Below are 16,857 nucleotides of genomic sequence, written 5' to 3'. Positions count from 1 at the left end.
ACGGTAAAAGACGGCGCTATGTGGATTGGCATTATTAGCCTGTTTCCTGAAATGTTCCGCGCGATTACTGATTACGGGGTAACTGGCCGGGCAGTAAAAAATGGCCTGCTGAGCATCGAAAGCTGGAGTCCACGTGACTTCACGCATGACCGGCACCGTACCGTGGACGATCGTCCTTACGGCGGCGGACCGGGGATGCTCATGATGGTACAACCTTTAAAGGATGCCATCGCAGCAGCAAAAGCCGCGGCAGGTGAAGGCGCAAAGGTGATTTATCTGTCACCTCAGGGACGCAAGCTTGATCAAGCGGGCGTCAGCGAACTGGCAACGAATCAGAAAATAATTCTGGTTTGCGGTCGCTACGAAGGGATAGATGAGCGCGTAATCCAGACCGAGATTGACGAAGAATGGTCTATCGGCGATTACGTTCTCAGCGGTGGTGAGTTACCGGCAATGACGCTGATTGACTCGGTTTCCCGGTTTATTCCGGGGGTTCTGGGCCATGAAGCATCAGCAACAGAAGACTCTTTTGCTGACGGATTGCTGGACTGTCCACACTATACCCGTCCTGAAGTGTTAGAAGGGATGGAGGTTCCGCCAGTATTACTGTCGGGAAACCATGCCGAGATTCGTCGCTGGCGTCTGAAGCAGTCGCTGGGCCGTACCTGGCTTAGAAGACCTGAACTTCTGGAAAACCTGGCTCTGACTGAAGAGCAAGCAAAGTTGTTGGCCGAGTTCAAAAAAGAACACGCGCACCAGCAACAGAAACATGATGGGATGGCCTGAGGCCCCCGAATATCAGTTTACCCAGGATAAGAGATTAAATTATGAGCAACATTATTAAGCAACTTGAACAAGAGCAGATGAAGCAGGACGTACCTTCCTTCCGTCCGGGTGATACCGTGGAAGTGAAAGTATGGGTTGTTGAAGGTTCCAAAAAACGTCTGCAGGCATTCGAGGGCGTGGTTATCGCTATTCGTAACCGCGGTCTGCACTCTGCATTCACTGTTCGTAAAATTTCCAACGGCGAAGGCGTTGAGCGTGTCTTCCAGACTCACTCTCCGGTAGTTGACAGCATTGCTGTTAAACGTCGTGGTGCTGTACGTAAAGCTAAACTGTACTACCTGCGTGAGCGTACTGGTAAGTCTGCTCGTATTAAAGAGCGTCTGAACTAAGATTCGCTTAAGCGACATCCTGTAAAAAGGGCTGGCCGAAAGGCTGGCCCTTTTTTTATCCATCAGTGCTCTGTACGTTAACCTATCCTTCATAAATCGTTTACAATGTCCCCGCTCTAACGGAGGGGAAGTGACGACTAAACAGCATCAGGCACAGTGGCAACGTATCGCGGCAGGTCTCGCGTTATTTGCGATCCTGATGATCGTCTTCGCGCCGCTGGTTTCCGTCTCGTTGCAAAAAGATCCCATGAGCGCAATGCCCGGCATGCACCACGACATGAGCATGATTGCGGATCACCACCATGCACCGTCTGAAAGCATTCCTGTCGATCACGCCGAAGCCTGCGGTTACTGCGTACTGTTGGCCCACGTGCCGGGTGTCATCCTGGCGCTGGTACTGTTGTTATGCGCGGTCTTACTCAGACAGCGCCTCACGCCGCCACGACCTGCCGTACACCACTGGCATTTCTTCCCCTGGCTTTGTCCCGATACCCGCGCGCCACCGCAACTGTCTGCTTAATCCATCTAAAAATACGTACACCCCGGTGTACCGATAACTTTTTACCTTAGAAAAGGGAAAGCATGACTACCTGCACTCCGCGCGCAGCATGGGGCAACCTGTTGCGTCGTCTTCACTTCTATATTGGTCTGTTTGTCGGGCCATTTATTTTTATCGCCGCGTTGTCAGGAACGCTGTATGTCGCCACGCCGCAACTGGAAAACGCGCTTTATCATCATGCGCTTTACAGCGAGAGCGAGGGCACAGCACGTCCCCTTGCTGAGCAAATTGCGGTAGCGGAAAAGGTCACCGGCGGAAAGCTGCAGCTGCAGGCGGTGCGTCCGGGCCTGGCATCACAGGAAACCACCCGGGTGATGTACATTGATCCGGCCCTGAAGCCTTCGGAAAACCGGGCCATCTTTATCGATCCGGTTAGCCTGGCGGTGCGCGGGGATATGACTGTCTACGGCACCAGCGGCATCCTGCCGTTCCGTCAGCAAATCGACTATCTGCATCGGTCTTTGCTACTCGGGGATGTGGGACGCCTTTACAGCGAGCTTGCCGCGTCGTGGATGTGGATCGCCGCCCTGGGTGGGATTGCACTGTGGTTCTATACCCGACCCAAACGGCGCATCAACAACCGTTTTCAGCAGCGCCGTCGTTTGCATGTATCCCTCGGCTGGAGCCTGTTGCTGGGCATGTTGCTCTTCTCGGCGACCGGCCTGACCTGGTCCCAGTGGGCGGGCGGTAACGTGGATAAACTGCGGGCAGAGATGAACTGGCTCACCCCGCAGGTTAATACGCAGCTGCATGGCCCGGCAGAGACCCCCGATCCGCATGCTGAGCACCACGGTCATCACATGACTATGCCCATGCCGGAGATGAAACCTGACCTTGCCCTCTATGACGGCGTACTGAAGGCGGCAAATGCGGCGGGAATTGATGCCAGCAAGCTGGAGATACGTCCGGCGAAGAAGGCTGCAATGGCGTGGACGGTAACGGAGATCGATCGCCGCTGGCCGACTCAGGTGGATGCGGTTGCCGTTGATCCCGCGACCCTGACCGTTGTCGATCACACCCGGTTTGCGGATTATCCGTTGATGGCCAAACTGACCCGTTGGGGCGTGGATTTCCACATGGGGGTGCTGTTTGGCCTGCCAAACCAGCTGCTGCTCATCGCCTTTGGTCTCGCGCTGTGCATCATGATTGTGTGGGGATACCGGATGTGGTGGATGCGCCGGCCACGGCAGGCGGCAACGGATCCCGCGCAGACGCTGTGTCAGAGCTGGCTGGCGTTGCCGCTGGGGGGGCGCGTAGTTTCTTTGGCTATCAGCGTAGCACTGGGGCTTATGATGCCGGTAATGGGCTGTAGCCTGGCGCTGTTTGTCATCATTGACTGGCTGCGCTGGCGCGCGGCATCCAGGTTATCCCTCGCCAAATCGACGAAATAACGACTCAGGGCGTGCTGATTACGACCGCCACGCGGCGGTTTTCGGCACGCCCCTGGGCAGTTTTATTATCCGCGACAGGATATTGCTTACCTAATCCCTGGGTTGTGAGATTGCTGCGTGGAATACTGGCTCCCTGCGCCCAGGCATCGGCAACCACATCCGCCCGCTTCAGGGACAACGCTTTGTTGTAGCTCTCTTCGCCGTAATTATCGGTGTGTCCATCCATGCGTGCGTGCTTGAGCCCCGTTGCGGCAAGACGGGCAGCCATGCTTTTGATCTGCTGCTCACTCTCAGGCTGCAGTTTATATTCGTTTTTACCAAACAGAATCTTCGCGGAGAGGCCAAGCGACCAGTTACCGTTCATTTCATTAAAGCCGTAAGACTTCATGGCGGCGACCTGCTCAGGGCTAAATTTGCCCTGTGGCGTCTGGCACCCGGCCAGTAGCATGGATGCCATAACGAGCGGTTTGATGTATCGCCTTAACATGATGTGTTCCTTTCTACGATGTGATTTTCGAACGCTGGTGCTTCACCGAATACATATTTCGGTCGGCTTGCTCTACTAACGCTTCAACAGAGTGATGCTGCCAGCTCAGCGCGTAGCCAATGCTAAGCGACATCCGGGAGGAGAACCCGTTGTGCAGTTCATAGGACGGGCTGAATTGTTGTGTCAGCGCGGCGCAGAGGCGTAATACCTCGTGCTCCGAATGGACGTCATACAGGATGATGGCAAACTCATCCCCGCCCAGACGGTAAGACTGATGTTGTTCGCCGCCAAATTCGACCATTCTGCGGGCCACTTCAATCAGCACTGCATCGCCCGCGGCATGGCCCCAGGTATCGTTAATACGTTTAAAGTCATCGCCATCAAGGAAGAGCAGGGCGGAGTGGGTTCGCGCAGAGAAATCATTCATCAGCGCAGCAATGCGGATGCGAAAAGCCGCCCGGTTAGCCAGACCGGTGAGGGGATCGTGCATGGCGGTACGCATCAGTTGGGCGTTTTTGGCCTGCAATTTTAGCTGCCACTCTTCCATCTCATCCAGCAGGCTGTTGAAGTCCTGGCCGAAGCGATGAAATTCTTCAATGCGCTCCTGAGATACCCGGCGGGAGAAATTCCGGTTTGAACGCACGTCGTGCACCACATCGGTAATGTTTTGCAGGGCGGTCACAACGCCAATATGCAGGGTGCGGGTGATGGTTAATGCCACCAGAGAGGCAAACATGATGCAGCCTGTTAATACCGCCAGCGACGTCCAGAGGAAGTGGCTGATCAGGCTATCCCGTGCGGTGAGGTGTAACTCACCAATCGGCAAATTATTATGCCAGACGCGCTGTCTGATGGGATGCGGGAATAACCACTGGCTGACCAGCTGGCTGAGCGGATCTGCGTCACTGTTCGGCCCCATCGACCACGCGGCAAAACGATTATCGTCGCGATCCAGCAGTTCTGCCGCTGAGATTTGCCCTTGCTTGCCGAGGGAGGCCAGCGCTTCGTTGGCGGCGGCGGCATCATTGAAGACCAGCGTCGCCTCCAGGCTGCGGCTCATGGTGGCGCTGGTTAATTCAAGGTTACGTTGAGCATACTGTTTTAGCGTGACCACAGAAGCAATGCACAATAATAGCCAGACGAGCGTCATGGTAATGAGGACGCTAATAATACTGATGCGCCGCAGAGTCCTTTTGAATGTTGGACGCGGCGCTGAGGAAATTCCCTTATTCATGCTTTTTATTCCGTGCGAGCATTAGCACATCAGGATTGACTCTGACTCCGCTGCGCGACAGCACATCCAGATTGACGGAAAATCTTACTCTGGCACTGTCTATTATCAGGCAGAAAGCACTACCTATAAGGCATTGCGGATTTTGCTCCGCGATTAATAGTAACGGTCGGGCATGAAACGCCTGGCTTAATTCAAGCTGGTGGCTCGGGGATTCACTGCCAAAATAGAGCGCATGACATTCTGCACTCATTGCTTCCCGATCATCATGAATAAGCACGGGGGTGTAGGGCAGCGTGTCCGGGCCATCGGCACTGAGCGCTTCAACATACCCGGAAGTGGCGAAAATACACAGATTCGGCTTGCCAGAGAGTGCAGGCCAGCGGGTATAACTGACGATCCCGGAGACAATAGTGCGAACCGATTTATCCGTTTCGGATAATGTTGCGCCAATAGCGAGTCCGCAGGGCAGTGATAACAACAGTACCAATGCCGCCCGATACCAGGAGATAAGAAATAAGTTACACACCAGAATCCGCCACACCACTCTGGAAATAGTCGTTCTTGAGTTTCGCGGGCAGAATAGCATTTTTTACCCGTACAGTCATTATGCCAAAAGCCTGTGTAGTGGCTTAAGGACAATCTTACTTACTTAATTAACGGGTTGGCGTTGTTAAAATTAATTTAAACGGCTGGCTTTCGTTCCTTCATCCATTCCCTGTTTCCAGGCAGTTCGCAGGGCAGTGGCGTTTTCGGCAGTGTCACAGCTGGCGGGGAATATTCGGCCAGCTAATCCCCAGGCGTATACAAAGTTTTCCTGACATATTTTCTCTTGCCCGTCTTTATATCCGCTGAGATAAGCCCGGCGATCCACTTTGGGATCGTTAAAATTAGCAGCAAGGGATTCATTGGATTTTACCGCCACGCCATTCATGGCGTCTTCTTTACCGGCACTCTGCCAGTCGGTTCCTGTCCAGTGTGGTTGATGGGTGTAAGGATCGATCTGGCAGGCATTTAAAAACAGGCACAGCGTCGAGGTAATAATCAGGCGCATAAGACATTCTCCCTTTTCCATTGAGCATAGCCTGGCGTGGTCAACGCACGCTGTAATTTTTACGTTACACTTTAATCGAATGTTTTTTGCTTTAAAGTGGGTGTTGTAAAGTATTATTTACGTATTTTGGATTGAAATCTTTACTTGATGTGGTATCGTTGGGCTTCCTCATTGAGGAAACTACTATCGCAAACGAGCTTCCAGGATCGCAATCATGCAAAAAGACGCGCTGAATAACGTACATATTAGTGATGAACATGTTCTGATCACCCCGGATCAACTGAAAGCGGAATTCCCGCTGAGCGTTGAACAGGAGGCGCAAATTGCGCACTCCCGCCAGACCATCTCTGACATTATTGCCGGCCGCGATCCGCGTCTGCTGGTCGTCTGTGGTCCGTGCTCCATTCATGATCCAGAAACTGCCATCGAATATGCGCACCGCTTTAAAGCCCTGGCCGAGGAGGTCAGCGATAGCCTCTACCTGGTCATGCGCGTCTATTTTGAAAAACCTCGTACCACCGTCGGCTGGAAAGGGTTGATTAACGATCCGCACATGGATGGCTCGTTTGATGTGGAAGCAGGCCTGAAGATTGCGCGTAATCTTCTGGTGGAACTGGTTAGCATGGGGCTACCGCTGGCAACAGAGGCGCTGGATCCGAACAGCCCGCAATACCTGGGCGATCTGTTCAGCTGGTCAGCGATTGGCGCCCGTACTACCGAGTCGCAGACGCACCGTGAGATGGCATCGGGCCTCTCCATGCCGGTCGGCTTCAAAAACGGCACCGACGGTAGCCTGGCAACCGCTATCAACGCCATGCGTGCCGCCGCTATGCCGCACCGTTTTGTTGGTATCAACCAGGCCGGCCAGGTCTGTCTGCTGCAGACCCAGGGCAACCCGGATGGCCATGTCATCCTGCGCGGCGGCAAAGCGCCGAACTACAGCCCGGCAGATGTGGCCCAGTGTGAAAAAGAGATGGAACAGGCAGGACTGCGCCCGGCGCTGATGGTAGATTGCAGTCATGGTAATTCCAATAAAGATTACCGTCGTCAGCCTGCGGTGGCGGAATCCGTCGTCGCGCAGATTAAAGATGGCAACCGTTCGATTATTGGTCTGATGATTGAAAGCAATATCCATGAAGGCAATCAGTCATCTGAACAGCCGCGCAGCGCCATGAAACACGGGGTTTCCGTGACCGATGCCTGCATTAGCTGGGAAACCACCGACGCGCTGCTGCGTGAGATCCACAAAGATTTGAACGGCCAGCTGGCGACGCGTCTGGCTTAAGAGGTTTGTTATGGTTGCTGAATTGACCGCCTTGCGCGATCAAATTGACGAGGTGGATAAGGCGCTGCTGGATCTGCTGGCGCGCCGGATGTCGCTGGTCGCTGAAGTTGGCGAAGTGAAAAGTAAATACGGTTTACCGATTTACGTGCCGGAGCGCGAAGCCTCCATGCTGGCATCCCGGCGAAAAGAGGCCGAGGCGCTGGGCGTTTCGCCAGATCTGATTGAAGATGTGCTGCGCCGCGTGATGCGGGAATCTTACTCCAGCGAAAACGACAAAGGATTTAAAACCCTCTGTCCGACGCTGCGTCCGGTAGTGATTGTCGGTGGCGGCGGGCAGATGGGGCGTCTGTTTGAGAAGATGCTCACGCTCTCGGGCTATCAGGTGCGCATTCTCGAAAAAGAGGATTGGGCGCAGGCGCAGACGATGGTGGCCGATGCGGGCATGGTCATTGTCAGCGTACCGATTCATGTCACTGAAGAGATTATTGCTAAATTGCCACCGCTGCCGGAAGACTGCATTCTTGTCGATCTGGCTTCGGTAAAAAATGGCCCGCTGCAGGCGATGCTGGCCGCGCATAACGGCCCGGTGCTGGGCCTGCACCCGATGTTCGGCCCGGACAGCGGCAGCCTGGCAAAGCAGGTCGTTGTCTACTGCGATGGCCGTCAGCCTGAGGCCTACCAGTGGTTCCTGGAGCAGATTCAGGTGTGGGGCGCGCGGTTGCACCGGATCAGCGCCGTCGAACATGATCAGAACATGGCCTTTATCCAGGCGCTGCGCCACTTCGCAACCTTCGCGTATGGTCTGCATCTGGCGGAAGAGAATGTCCAGCTTGAGCAGTTGCTGTCGCTGTCGTCACCTATCTATCGCCTGGAACTGGCAATGGTTGGCCGACTCTTTGCCCAGGATCCGCAACTGTATGCCGATATTATTATGTCTTCAGGCAACAATCTGGCGCTGATCAAGCGTTACTACCAGCGTTTTGGTGAGGCGATTACCCTGCTGGAGCACGGCGATAAGCAGGCGTTTATCGACAGCTTCCGTAAAGTTGAACACTGGTTTGGCGATTATGCCCAGCGCTTCCAGAGCGAGAGTCGCATTCTGCTGCGGCAGGCGAATGACAGTCGCCAGTAATCTGATGATGTATATACTGAAAGCCAGCACTGCTGGCTTTTTTCATTTTGGGGATTTGTCATGGCTGAACCACGCGTTCTGTTTGAATACACGGGGCACTTACCGGAGTGTCCGACCTGGAGCGAAGCGGAAAGCGCCCTCTACTGGGCCGATATTCTGGAAGGCGAGATCCACCGCTACCACCTTCCCACAGGTGAACATACGGTTTTATCCTTCCATGAAGAGGTGGGCTGTTTCGCGCTGCGCGAGGGGGGAGGATTTATTGTTGCCATGCGCACGGGCATCTGGCTGGCGGATAAACACGGCCTGTTGCAACGCAAGGTCTGTGATAATCCGTCAAACCCGCAGCTGGCGCGTTTTAATGACGGGGGAACCGATCATTTCGGCCGCTTCTATGCTGGCACCTTCTGGGCGCCGGGCGACTACAACGGCGCTCTGTTAATGCGGATCGATAACGACCTGACGCCGGAGGTTATCCAGTGTGATATCCACGGTCATAATGGTCTGGCATTCAGCGACGACAAACGCTGGATGTACACTTCCGACACCCCTAACGCGGTGATCTATCGCACGCCGCTGGACGAGCAGGGTGAGCCGGGGAAACGGGAGGTCTTTCGTCGGTTCAAGCCGGGAGAGGGGATCCCGGACGGTGCGGCAGTGGATGCAGAGGGGTGTTACTGGAGCGCACTGTTTGACGGCTGGCGGATCGCCCGCTTTTCACCGCAGGGTGAACAGCTGGAGGAATATCGCTTGCCGGTGCGCTGCCCGACGATGGTCTGTTTCGGGGGCGATGATATGAAGACGCTGTTTATCACCACCACCCGTGAAAATATGGAGCCGGAAGAGTTGGCGGCATATCCGCTTTCCGGGGCCATTTTCACCCTGCCCGTGAGCGTGGCAGGCGTGAAAAAAGGCCCGTTTATTGCGCGTTAAACCGGATCTACCGGGACCACGTTTTCGCTCGGATAGCAGCCCAGCACTTTCATCGAGCGGGTGATCTCACCCAGTTCACGCAGGGCTTTCTGCAGGGACGCAGACTCCAGGTTGGCCTGAATATCGAGATAGAACATCTCTTCCCACGGATTACCATGAATCGGACGCGATTCCAGTTTGGTCATAATCAGATTGTGATTGCGCAGGACCAGCAGGGCTTCTACCAGCGCACCCGCCTGCTGTCCGGTCGCCATCAGCAGGGTGGTTTTGGCCGGGACCTGATCGGAGACGTTGATCGCCTTACGTGCCAGCACGATGAAACGGGTGATGTTTTGCGTCTGGTTCGCCAGGTTACGCTCCAGCACCTGTAATCCATACAGCGCGCCACCCGCTTCGCTGCCAAGGGCAGCCACGGTTGAGGAATTAGCCTGCGCGACCTTTTCCATTGCTGCTGAGGTGCTTTCGGTATACTCAATTTTCCAGCCTGGATACCGGTTCAGGAACTGGCTGCACTGCTGGAAAGGTTGCGGATGGCTATAGACGATCTCGATTTTGTCGAGGTCTGTGGTGCCGGACACCAGTACGCAGTGGTCAATAGGGATCGTCATCTCGCCAACCAGCGACAGGGTGGTGTGCTGGAGCAAATCGTAAACGTCATTGATCGCCCCGGAACTGGTGTTCTCGATCGGCACGACAGCGTAATCCGCTTGTCCGGTCTCCACCTGATTAAAGATATCCGCGAACTTCGCGCAGCCGCTTTCAATAAACTCTTCGAAATGACGGGCCGCATATTGACGCGCGGCAAGGTGGGAATAGGAACCTTTCGGCCCCAGGAAGGCAATACGCGCCGAATGCGGGTTAGTTTTGTTTAGATGCTGTTGCAGCAATGCCTGCTGCGTGAGGACGGAATCTTCAATAATCAGCTGGAACAGGCGGGTGATGTAGTGCGCGTCGAGATGGTGGGTTTTGCCGAGAGCGATCAGGCGTTCCAGCAGGTCGCGCTCCCTGTCGATGTCGCGTACCGGACGATGCGAGGCCAGCTTTGCTTTTCCTACCTCCACGGCCAGCGCGCGGCGTTCGGCCAGCAGCGACAGCAATTTCTCATCCAGAGCGCTGATCTTGTCGCGCAAATCCAGTAACGGGTTTTCCGGTGTCATAGCGTTGCCTTAATTATATTATCGTTATCAATAAAAAAGGCCTCCCGGGGTGGGAGGCCTTGTTGTTCGTCTTCGCATTCTTTATCACACGACGAAACGCCTCCCAATCAGGGGAAGGTAAAAAAGAATGCGAAGAAAAACGGTTTTACAGTCATGGATGATTCCTTCAGGAGACAGACTTAAAGTACCTGTACTGTTTTCACCCTGTCAATAAAAAACAAAAAACGCGCCCGAAGGCGCGTTGGCGATAGACTCAATGTAAAGGATTATTCATCTTCAACTTCTTCTGCGAAGCTGGCGTCTTTCACCGATGTTGTGGCGCGACGGGCTTCACCTTTGTGTTGCACTTTATTGAGCTGCCGTTCCAGCTTGTTAATCAAATCGTTGATGGCGGTGTACATATCCTCATGTTTCGCGCTGGCGACCAGATGGCCGTTTGGAGTATTGATAGTTGCGTCAGCGATGAAACCTTGTGGCTCCTTAGAGAGAATGATATGTGGGTTAATCAAGTGTGTTTGCCATTTATCCAGTTTGGCGAGACGGTCTGCGACGTGCTGGCGGATAGCCGGAGTAATTTCCATTTGTTTACTGGTAATGTTCATTGTCATAAATTTTACCTCTTGTCTTTCCCGTCTTGGTGATTCCAGCATACCGTTCTTAATGTCAATTTGTGTGATCCAAATCACATTTTAATGTCACTTTTTGTCAATGGATTCTTTTTGTGAGGCAGGACAGGAAGAAGCAACTTTTACCTTGTCGTTATAAGAAATTACGGCCATAGTTGATAGGATTGATGCGAGCTAAACCGGTTCAGCATAGTCCGAAAATGGATAAAAAAACGGCAGCCCTTGGGCTGCCGTTTTGCATCTTAACGAAGAGTCACGTGTTGCTGCTGTTAGCGGCGATGATCTTCGCGACTTTATCAGCCTGAGATGTCATCTGCAGCTCGCGGTAGGCATTTTCCATCAGCTTCAGACCATCGCGTGTTGCCTGAGTATCCGGGTAATCACGCAGCATACCTTCAACACGGTTCACAACGGCAACGTATGCGCCACGGCGGGTATAGTATTCCGCAACGGAGTATTCATATTTGGCCAGACGATCTTTCAGGAACACCAGACGTTTGCTGGCATCCGTTACGTACTGGCTGTTCGGATAGCCACGTACCAGTTTAGAGAAGTCATTGAACGCATCGCGGGCGTGCTGAGGGTCACGGTCTGAACGGTCAACACCGAAGAAGCCTTGCAGCGCGCTGTCATCCAGCGCCATGTTGGTCAGGCCGCGCATATACATGACGTAATCGATATTAGGATGGGTCGGATTCAGACGCATGAAGCGATCAATCGTCGCCTGGGCCAGTGGCAGATCGGCATTTTTATAGTAGGCGTAGATCAAATCCAACTGTACCTGCTGGGAGTACGGGCCAAATGGATAGCGATTATCCAGCGCTTCCAGTTGCGTTATCGCCTGTTTCCAGTTACCGTCCTGCAGCTTTTGCTGAGCAGTCGCATAGATTTCATTCGGCGGATTGTCAGGGACCTGTTCATTCGAACCGGAGCAGCCGACCAAAGCCAGGCTCAACGTGGCCGCTGCCACCAGATATTTCATGCGCGTCATGACGTTTTGACTTTCCTCAAATGTTTGTCCGGGAGAATCTCTTTCCTGCTCCCGATTAAGACCAGCTACAATAGCACACTATATTAAACGGCAAAGCCGTAAAACCCAACGTTAAACGAAGAAGCAGTCTATGGCACAACGAGTAGAACTCACCGCAACAGTCTCCGAAAAACAACTCGGACAACGCTTAGATCAGGCTTTGGCCGAAATGTTCCCTGATTATTCGCGTTCACGTATAAAAGAATGGATCCTTGACCAGCGCGTGCTGGTAAACGGCAAGATCTGGGACAAGCCTAAAGAGAAAGTGTTGGGTGGGGAAGTGGTCGCCATCAATGCTGACATCGAAGAAGAAGTTCGTTTCGAGCCTCAGGATCTCCCACTGAATATCGTCTATGAAGATGACGACATTATAGTGATCAACAAGCCACGTGATTTTGTTGTACACCCTGGCGCAGGCAACCCTGACGGCACAGTGCTGAATGCGCTGCTGCACTACTATCCGCCAATCGCTGATGTACCGCGTGCGGGTATCGTACACCGTCTGGATAAAGACACCACCGGCCTGATGGTCGTTGCAAAGACCATTCCGGCGCAAACGCGTCTGGTAGAGTCGTTGCAGCTGCGTGAAATCACCCGTGAATACGAAGCGGTCGCGATTGGGCATATGACTTCCGGCGGCACGGTTGAGCAGCCTATCAGTCGCCACCCAACAAAGCGTACCCATATGTCCGTTCATCCGATGGGTAAACCGGCGGTTACGCACTATCGCATCATGGAACATTTCCGCATCCATACGCGTCTGCGTCTGCGTCTGGAAACCGGCCGTACTCACCAGATCCGTGTGCACATGTCGCATATTACCCATCCGCTGGTGGGCGATCAGTTGTACGGTGGCCGTCCGCGTCCGCCGAAAGGTGCTTCCGAAGAGTTTATCGCGATGCTGCGTAAATTCGATCGCCAGGCTCTGCATGCAACCATGCTGCGTCTCTATCATCCAATCACCGGGATCGAGATGGAGTGGCATGCGCCAATCCCACAGGATATGGTGGATCTGATCGACGCTATGCGCGCTGATTTCGAAGAACATAAGGACGCCGTGGACTGGTTATGACCAAACTGATTGTCCCGCAGTGGCCGGCGCCAGCAGGCGTGGCGGCCTGCAGTTCCACCCGCATCGGGGGTGTCAGTGAGGGTGCCTGGGAGTCATTAAACCTGGGCGCGCACTGTGGCGACGATCTCAACCATGTGGAAGAGAATCGTCAGCGCATGTTTGCTGCGGGTCAGTTGCCGTCGAAACCGGTCTGGCTTGAGCAGGTTCATGGTACGGCTGTTCTCAGGCTTACCGGGGAACCCTATGCCTCGAAACGCGCCGACGCCTCTTACAGTAATACGCCGGGCTCGGTATGTGCCGTTATGACAGCCGACTGCCTGCCCGTACTTTTCTGCAACCGCGCAGGCACCGAAGTGGCTGCAGCCCATGCTGGCTGGCGCGGGTTGTGTGCTGGCGTGCTGGAGGAAACGGTTGCCTGCTTTGCTGACAGCGCGGATAACATTCTTGCCTGGCTCGGCCCGGCGATTGGCCCGCAGGCTTTTGAAGTAGGTTCCGACGTTCGTGAAGCCTTTATGGCCCACCATCCGCAGGCAGAGAGTGCTTTTCGCCCGGTGGGGGAGAAGTACATGGCAGATATTTATCAGCTTGCCCGTCAACGCCTGACCCATCTCGGCATCAGCCAGATCTATGGCGGCGATCGCTGCACTTTCACCGAAAAGGGTGATTTCTTTTCCTATCGCCGCGACAAGACGACCGGGCGTATGGCAAGTTTCATTTGGCTGATATAACCTATAGAATCAAGACGATCCGGTACGCGCCGTTTTCTTTTCGCATAATTCAGGTCATTCACCTTGAATAATTGAGGGATGACCTCATTTAATCTCCAGTAGCAATTTTGACCTGTTATGGGAGGAGTTATGCGTCTGGATCGTCTTACTAATAAATTCCAGCTTGCTCTCGCTGATGCCCAGTCACTCGCACTGGGGCACGACAACCAATTTATCGAACCTCTTCATCTCATGAGCGCCTTACTGAATCAGGAAGGGGGATCGGTACGTCCTTTACTTACGTCTGCCGGCATTAATGCGGGCCAGTTACGCACAGCCATCGATCAGGCATTGAGCCGTCTACCTCAGGTAGAAGGTACGGGCGGTGATGTCCAACCGTCTCAGGATCTGGTTCGCGTACTGAATCTTTGCGACAAACTGGCGCAGAAACGCGGCGACAATTTTATTTCGTCAGAGCTGTTTGTTCTGGCGGCGCTTGAATCACGTGGCACATTGACCGACCTGCTGAAAACGGCCGGTGCAACTACGGCTAATGTGACGCAGGCGATTGCACAGATGCGCGGAGGTGAGAACGTGAACGATCAGGGTGCCGAAGACCAGCGTCAGGCATTGAAGAAATATACGGTCGACCTGACCGAGCGTGCTGAGCAGGGCAAGCTTGATCCGGTCATTGGCCGTGACGAAGAGATTCGCCGTACCATTCAGGTACTGCAGCGCCGGACCAAAAATAACCCGGTCCTGATCGGTGAGCCGGGTGTCGGTAAAACCGCCATTGTCGAAGGATTAGCGCAGCGTATCGTTAATGGTGAAGTCCCGGAGGGCTTGAAAGGCCGTCGCGTACTCGCGCTGGATATGGGGGCGCTGGTGGCGGGTGCAAAATATCGGGGTGAATTCGAAGAGCGGTTAAAAGGCGTACTTAACGATCTGGCCAAACAGGAAGGTAACGTCATCCTGTTTATTGATGAACTGCACACCATGGTCGGTGCCGGTAAAGCCGACGGTGCCATGGATGCCGGGAACATGCTGAAACCGGCGCTGGCACGCGGTGAGCTGCACTGCGTTGGGGCTACCACGCTGGATGAGTATCGTCAGTACATTGAGAAAGATGCCGCGCTGGAGCGTCGCTTCCAGAAAGTCTTTGTGGCTGAACCGACAGTGGAAGATACCATCGCCATTCTGCGTGGTTTGAAAGAGCGGTATGAGCTGCACCACCACGTGCAGATCACCGACCCGGCTATCGTGGCGGCAGCAACGTTGTCACATCGTTATATTGCCGACCGGCAGTTACCGGACAAAGCGATTGACCTTATCGATGAGGCCGCTTCCAGTATTCGCATGCAGATTGACTCAAAACCGGAAGAGCTGGACAGACTCGATCGGCGCATTATCCAGCTCAAGCTTGAGCAGCAAGCGCTGAAGAAAGAGTCGGATGAAGCGAGTAAAAAGCGTCTGGATATGCTTAATGAAGAGCTGGAGGATAAAGAGCGCCAATATTCCGGCTTAGAAGAGGAGTGGAAAGCGGAAAAAGCCTCCCTTTCCGGCACTCAGACGATCAAAGCCGAACTGGAGCAGGCGAAAATAGCGATCGAGCAGGCACGTCGCGTGGGCGATCTGGCGCAGATGTCTGAGCTGCAGTACGGCAAAATTCCTGAGCTGGAAAAACAGCTTGCAGCCGCAACGCAGCTGGAAGGTAAAACCATGCGTCTGTTACGTAATAAAGTGACGGAAACAGAAATTGCCGATGTGCTGGCGCGCTGGACCGGTATCCCGGTTGCCAGAATGATGGAGAGCGAACGCGACAAATTATTGCGAATGGAAGAAGACCTTCATCATCGCGTTATCGGTCAGGATGAAGCGGTTGAAGCGGTATCGAATGCCATCCGCCGTAGCCGTGCAGGTTTGTCCGATCCTAACCGCCCGATTGGTTCCTTCCTGTTCCTCGGCCCGACTGGGGTAGGTAAAACGGAACTGTGTAAAGCGCTGGCGAACTTTATGTTCGATAGCGATGATGCGATGGTGCGTATCGACATGTCCGAGTTTATGGAGAAACATTCTGTGTCGCGCCTCGTGGGGGCACCTCCAGGATATGTCGGTTATGAAGAGGGCGGATATCTGACAGAAGCGGTTCGCCGTCGTCCGTATTCCGTCATCCTACTGGATGAAGTGGAGAAGGCGCACCCGGATGTGTTCAATATTCTGTTGCAGGTATTGGATGATGGTCGCCTGACGGACGGGCAGGGGAGAACGGTCGATTTCCGTAATACGGTTGTCATTATGACCTCAAACCTCGGTTCCGATCTGATTCAGGAACGTTTCGGCGAACTCGATTACGGCCATATGAAGGATCTGGTGATGGGCGTGGTTAGCCATAGCTTCCGTCCTGAGTTTATCAACCGTATCGATGAAGTCGTGGTCTTCCATCCTCTGGGTGAAAAACACATCGCATCGATTGCCCGTATTCAGCTGCAGCGGCTGTATAAGCGTCTTGAAGAGCGTGGCTATGAAATGCATATTACGGATGACGCACTGCAACTGCTGAGTGCAAATGGTTACGATCCGGTGTACGGGGCGCGTCCTTTAAAACGTGCCATTCAGCAACAGATAGAAAACCCGCTGGCTCAGCAAATCCTTTCCGGGAAGTTGCTTCCAGGCAAACCGATACAGCTGGTGAAGAAAGAAGACCAGATTGTGGCAGTGCAGTAAGTCACAAAAAAGCAAAAACGAGCCTCCAGAGGCTCGTTTTTGTTTAAAAACCAGGCAAGAATAGAGGCCTGAATGCGTAATTGCCTGGAAATTGAGCGGTCAGCAAATAATTTTCACTTTATGCTTGCCAGCCCAAAAGAACTGCCTATAATGCGCCTCCACTGACACGGAACAACGGCAAACAAGCCGCCGGGTCAGCAGAGAAAAGCGTGAAATAATCGCTTGACTCTGAAAGAGGAAAGCGTAATATACGCCACCTCGCAACGGTGAGCGAAAGCCGCGTTGCACTGCTCT

General features: G+C 53.8%; 18 protein-coding genes and 1 other annotated feature. Of the genes, 10 read left to right on the top strand and 8 right to left on the bottom strand.

The features are described from left to right. The first annotated feature begins 18 nt into the window (after nucleotides 1–18). From trmD to ABIE02_RS12695, 4 genes are all read left to right on the top strand, one after another. Nucleotides 19–786 (top strand): tRNA (guanosine(37)-N1)-methyltransferase TrmD, encoded by a 768-nt coding sequence (gene trmD / locus ABIE02_RS12710; protein ID WP_032613261.1) that lies wholly within the window; start codon nucleotides 19–21, stop codon nucleotides 784–786. A gap of 41 nt (nucleotides 787–827) precedes the next feature. Then, the gene (rplS, locus tag ABIE02_RS12705) at nucleotides 828–1,175 is read left to right on the top strand and encodes a 50S ribosomal protein L19 (protein WP_002914145.1); all 348 of its coding nucleotides are present in this window, start codon (nucleotides 828–830) and stop codon (nucleotides 1,173–1,175) included. A 130-nt stretch (nucleotides 1,176–1,305) separates the two neighbouring features. Beyond that, the gene (locus ABIE02_RS12700) at nucleotides 1,306–1,695 is read left to right on the top strand and encodes a DUF2946 domain-containing protein (RefSeq protein WP_336995202.1); all 390 of its coding nucleotides are present in this window, start codon (nucleotides 1,306–1,308) and stop codon (nucleotides 1,693–1,695) included. Between the two features lie 62 nt (nucleotides 1,696–1,757). Continuing rightward, the gene (locus ABIE02_RS12695; RefSeq protein ID WP_336995203.1) at nucleotides 1,758–3,125 is read left to right on the top strand and encodes a PepSY-associated TM helix domain-containing protein; all 1,368 of its coding nucleotides are present in this window, start codon (nucleotides 1,758–1,760) and stop codon (nucleotides 3,123–3,125) included. A gap of 4 nt (nucleotides 3,126–3,129) precedes the next feature. Here the strand turns inward: ABIE02_RS12695 and ABIE02_RS12690 are convergent, their stop codons facing one another. The 4 genes from ABIE02_RS12690 to ABIE02_RS12675 all read right to left on the bottom strand — a co-directional run bounded on the left by ABIE02_RS12690 (nucleotide 3,130) and on the right by ABIE02_RS12675 (nucleotide 5,897). Beyond that, nucleotides 3,130–3,612, bottom strand: a complete 483-nt coding sequence (locus ABIE02_RS12690) for an OmpA family protein (RefSeq protein WP_163604563.1) — start codon at nucleotides 3,610–3,612, stop codon at nucleotides 3,130–3,132. A gap of 13 nt (nucleotides 3,613–3,625) precedes the next feature. Beyond that, a complete protein-coding gene (gene dgcN, locus ABIE02_RS12685) occupies nucleotides 3,626–4,846 on the bottom strand; it encodes a diguanylate cyclase DgcN (protein WP_032613252.1) in 1,221 nt (406 codons plus the stop codon). Then, on the bottom strand, nucleotides 4,839–5,372 hold the full coding sequence (locus ABIE02_RS12680; protein ID WP_032613250.1) for a YfiR family protein: 534 nt from the start codon (nucleotides 5,370–5,372) through the stop codon (nucleotides 4,839–4,841). Before ABIE02_RS12680 ends, dgcN begins: the two co-directional genes overlap by 8 nt. 150 nt (nucleotides 5,373–5,522) lie before the next feature. Beyond that, nucleotides 5,523–5,897 (bottom strand): DUF2799 domain-containing protein, encoded by a 375-nt coding sequence (locus ABIE02_RS12675; protein ID WP_336995204.1) that lies wholly within the window; start codon nucleotides 5,895–5,897, stop codon nucleotides 5,523–5,525. A gap of 214 nt (nucleotides 5,898–6,111) precedes the next feature. Between ABIE02_RS12675 and aroF the strand changes: the two genes are divergently transcribed. The 3 genes from aroF to ABIE02_RS12660 are packed head-to-tail and all read left to right on the top strand — an operon-like array spanning nucleotide 6,112 to nucleotide 9,247. Continuing rightward, on the top strand, nucleotides 6,112–7,182 hold the full coding sequence (gene aroF, locus ABIE02_RS12670) for a 3-deoxy-7-phosphoheptulonate synthase AroF (RefSeq protein ID WP_032613246.1): 1,071 nt from the start codon (nucleotides 6,112–6,114) through the stop codon (nucleotides 7,180–7,182). Nucleotides 7,183–7,192: 10 nt separating this feature from the next. Then, on the top strand, nucleotides 7,193–8,314 hold the full coding sequence (tyrA, locus tag ABIE02_RS12665; protein WP_103792473.1) for a bifunctional chorismate mutase/prephenate dehydrogenase: 1,122 nt from the start codon (nucleotides 7,193–7,195) through the stop codon (nucleotides 8,312–8,314). A gap of 60 nt (nucleotides 8,315–8,374) precedes the next feature. Then, nucleotides 8,375–9,247 (top strand): SMP-30/gluconolactonase/LRE family protein, encoded by an 873-nt coding sequence (locus ABIE02_RS12660; protein WP_077227869.1) that lies wholly within the window; start codon nucleotides 8,375–8,377, stop codon nucleotides 9,245–9,247. Here the strand turns inward: ABIE02_RS12660 and pheA are convergent. The 4 genes from pheA to bamD all read right to left on the bottom strand — a co-directional run bounded on the left by pheA (nucleotide 9,244) and on the right by bamD (nucleotide 12,021). Next, complete coding sequence (gene pheA, locus ABIE02_RS12655) at nucleotides 9,244–10,404, bottom strand: bifunctional chorismate mutase/prephenate dehydratase (RefSeq protein WP_262658146.1); 1,161 nt, start codon at nucleotides 10,402–10,404, stop codon at nucleotides 9,244–9,246. The genes ABIE02_RS12660 and pheA overlap by 4 nt on opposite strands. 30 nt (nucleotides 10,405–10,434) lie before the next feature. Continuing rightward, nucleotides 10,435–10,560, bottom strand: a sequence feature (Phe leader region). After that, nucleotides 10,512–10,559 carry a hypothetical protein gene (locus ABIE02_RS12650; protein ID WP_193767862.1) on the bottom strand — a complete coding sequence of 16 codons (48 nt, stop codon included), beginning with the start codon at nucleotides 10,557–10,559 and terminating at the stop codon, nucleotides 10,512–10,514. Its footprint overlaps the feature before it by 48 nt. 110 nt (nucleotides 10,561–10,670) lie before the next feature. Continuing rightward, complete coding sequence (gene raiA / locus ABIE02_RS12645; protein ID WP_032613238.1) at nucleotides 10,671–11,012, bottom strand: ribosome-associated translation inhibitor RaiA; 342 nt, start codon at nucleotides 11,010–11,012, stop codon at nucleotides 10,671–10,673. A gap of 271 nt (nucleotides 11,013–11,283) precedes the next feature. Continuing rightward, a complete protein-coding gene (bamD, locus tag ABIE02_RS12640) occupies nucleotides 11,284–12,021 on the bottom strand; it encodes an outer membrane protein assembly factor BamD (protein WP_032613235.1) in 738 nt (245 codons plus the stop codon). Between the two features lie 130 nt (nucleotides 12,022–12,151). Between bamD and rluD the strand changes: the two genes are divergently transcribed. From rluD to clpB, 3 genes are all read left to right on the top strand, one after another. Then, the gene (gene rluD, locus ABIE02_RS12635; protein ID WP_262658147.1) at nucleotides 12,152–13,132 is read left to right on the top strand and encodes a 23S rRNA pseudouridine(1911/1915/1917) synthase RluD; all 981 of its coding nucleotides are present in this window, start codon (nucleotides 12,152–12,154) and stop codon (nucleotides 13,130–13,132) included. Continuing rightward, nucleotides 13,129–13,860: a purine nucleoside phosphorylase YfiH gene (gene yfiH, locus ABIE02_RS12630; protein ID WP_103792472.1), complete on the top strand. Its 732-nt coding sequence runs from the start codon at nucleotides 13,129–13,131 to the stop codon at nucleotides 13,858–13,860. The genes rluD and yfiH overlap by 4 nt, the downstream gene beginning before the upstream one ends. A gap of 129 nt (nucleotides 13,861–13,989) precedes the next feature. Then, a complete protein-coding gene (gene clpB / locus ABIE02_RS12625; protein ID WP_077227872.1) occupies nucleotides 13,990–16,563 on the top strand; it encodes an ATP-dependent chaperone ClpB in 2,574 nt (857 codons plus the stop codon). Nucleotides 16,564–16,857: the final 294 nt, after the last annotated feature.

The organism is Leclercia sp. 1548, from assembly GCF_050435045.1.
In the GTDB taxonomy this organism is placed as follows: domain Bacteria; phylum Pseudomonadota; class Gammaproteobacteria; order Enterobacterales; family Enterobacteriaceae; genus Enterobacter; species Enterobacter adecarboxylatus.
The sequence above is the reverse complement of the archived record's forward strand: the minus strand, read 5'-3'. Positions and strand labels throughout refer to the sequence as shown.